The organism is Bifidobacterium cebidarum (genome assembly GCF_009193305.1).
GTDB lineage: Bacteria > Actinomycetota > Actinomycetes > Actinomycetales > Bifidobacteriaceae > Bifidobacterium > Bifidobacterium cebidarum.
Genome location: NZ_WBVS01000018.1, coordinates 1 through 1,365 on the forward strand (window position 1 = coordinate 1; position 1,365 = coordinate 1,365).

The window sequence follows — 1,365 nt, forward strand, 5'->3', positions numbered from 1 at the left end:
GTCGGCGAAGCGGCCGAGGTTCGGGTTCTGACGGTCGCAGGCCAGCGTGTACTGGGTCAGGTCGTTGGTGCCGATGGAGAAGAAGTCGACTTCGGCGGCCAGTTCGTCGGCCATGATCACCGAGGCGGGCGTCTCGATCATGATGCCGACCTGGATGTGCTCGTTGAAGTCGATGTGCTCACCGCGCAGCTCCTCCTTGACCTCGTCGAGGATCTTCTTGGCGTCGCGCACCTCCTGCACGGAGGTGATCATGGGCAGCATGATGGCGATGTTGCCGTATACCGAGGCCCTAAGCAGGGCGCGCAGCTGCACCTTGAAGATCTCCGGGCGGGTCAGGCAGATGCGGATGGCACGGTAGCCGAGGGCGGGGTTGTCCTCGTGCTCCAGGTTGAAGTAGCCGACCTGCTTGTCAGCGCCGATGTCGAGCGTACGGATGACGACGAGGCGGTCGCCCATCTTCTGCGCGACTTCCTTGTATGCATTGAACTGGAACTCCTCGGTCGGCCAGTCCTCGCTCTCCAGGTACAGGAACTCGCTGCGGAACAGTCCGATGCCTTCGGCGTCATTGTCCAGCACGGCGGTCACGTCGGAGGGACGTCCGATGTTGGCGTACAGGCGGACCTGCTGGCCGTTCTTGGTTTCGGTGGGCTTGCCCTTAAGCTCCTGCAGCAGGCGCAGATGCTCTTCGTACTTGGCCTTCTTGCCGCGGTATTCGGCGAGGGTGGCATCATCCGGGTCGACGAACACCAGTCCGCTGGTGCCGTCGATCACTGCGGTATGACCATCGTCGTCAGGACTGAACGCGTCGCCGATGCCGATGATGGCGGGCAGACCCATCGTGCGGGCCAGGATCGCGGTGTGCGAGTTTGCGGAGCCCTTGGCGGTCACGAAGCCCAGGACCTTGGCACGGTCGAGCTGTACGGTCTCGCTGGGGGCCAGGTCCTCGGCGAGGATGATGTGGCTATCGCCGTCTGTGTCTGCCGCAGTGCCGCCGCGCCGTCCTTCGAGCACGTTGATTACGCGGCGGGAGACATCCTTGACGTCGGCGGCGCGCGCCTGCATGTAGGAGTTGTCCATCGCGGCGAACATGGCGGCGAACTGTTCGGCGGTGCTGTTGACCGCATACTCGGCGTTCACCTTGCTCTGTGCAATCAGGTCTTCGATGCTTTCCACATAATCCGGATCCTGCAGCATGAGTTGGTAAGCATCGAACAGTTCGGCCTCACCTTCGCCGAATTCAGCCGCCGTTTTGTCGCGCAGCTGCTTGAGCTGGGCTACGGTCGTGTCACGGGCAGTGCGGAAGCGTTCCACTTCGGCCTTCGGGTCGTCGACCACGCGGCGTTCCACAGCGTGGTCGGCGGTGTC

General features: G+C 63.2%; 1 protein-coding gene. It reads right to left on the bottom strand.

Going from position 1 to position 1,365, the window contains the following annotated elements; genetic code table 11:
• A partial coding sequence (ptsP, locus tag F7D08_RS09695) for a phosphoenolpyruvate--protein phosphotransferase (protein WP_152210431.1) occupies positions 1–1,365 on the bottom strand: 1,365 nt, incomplete at both ends.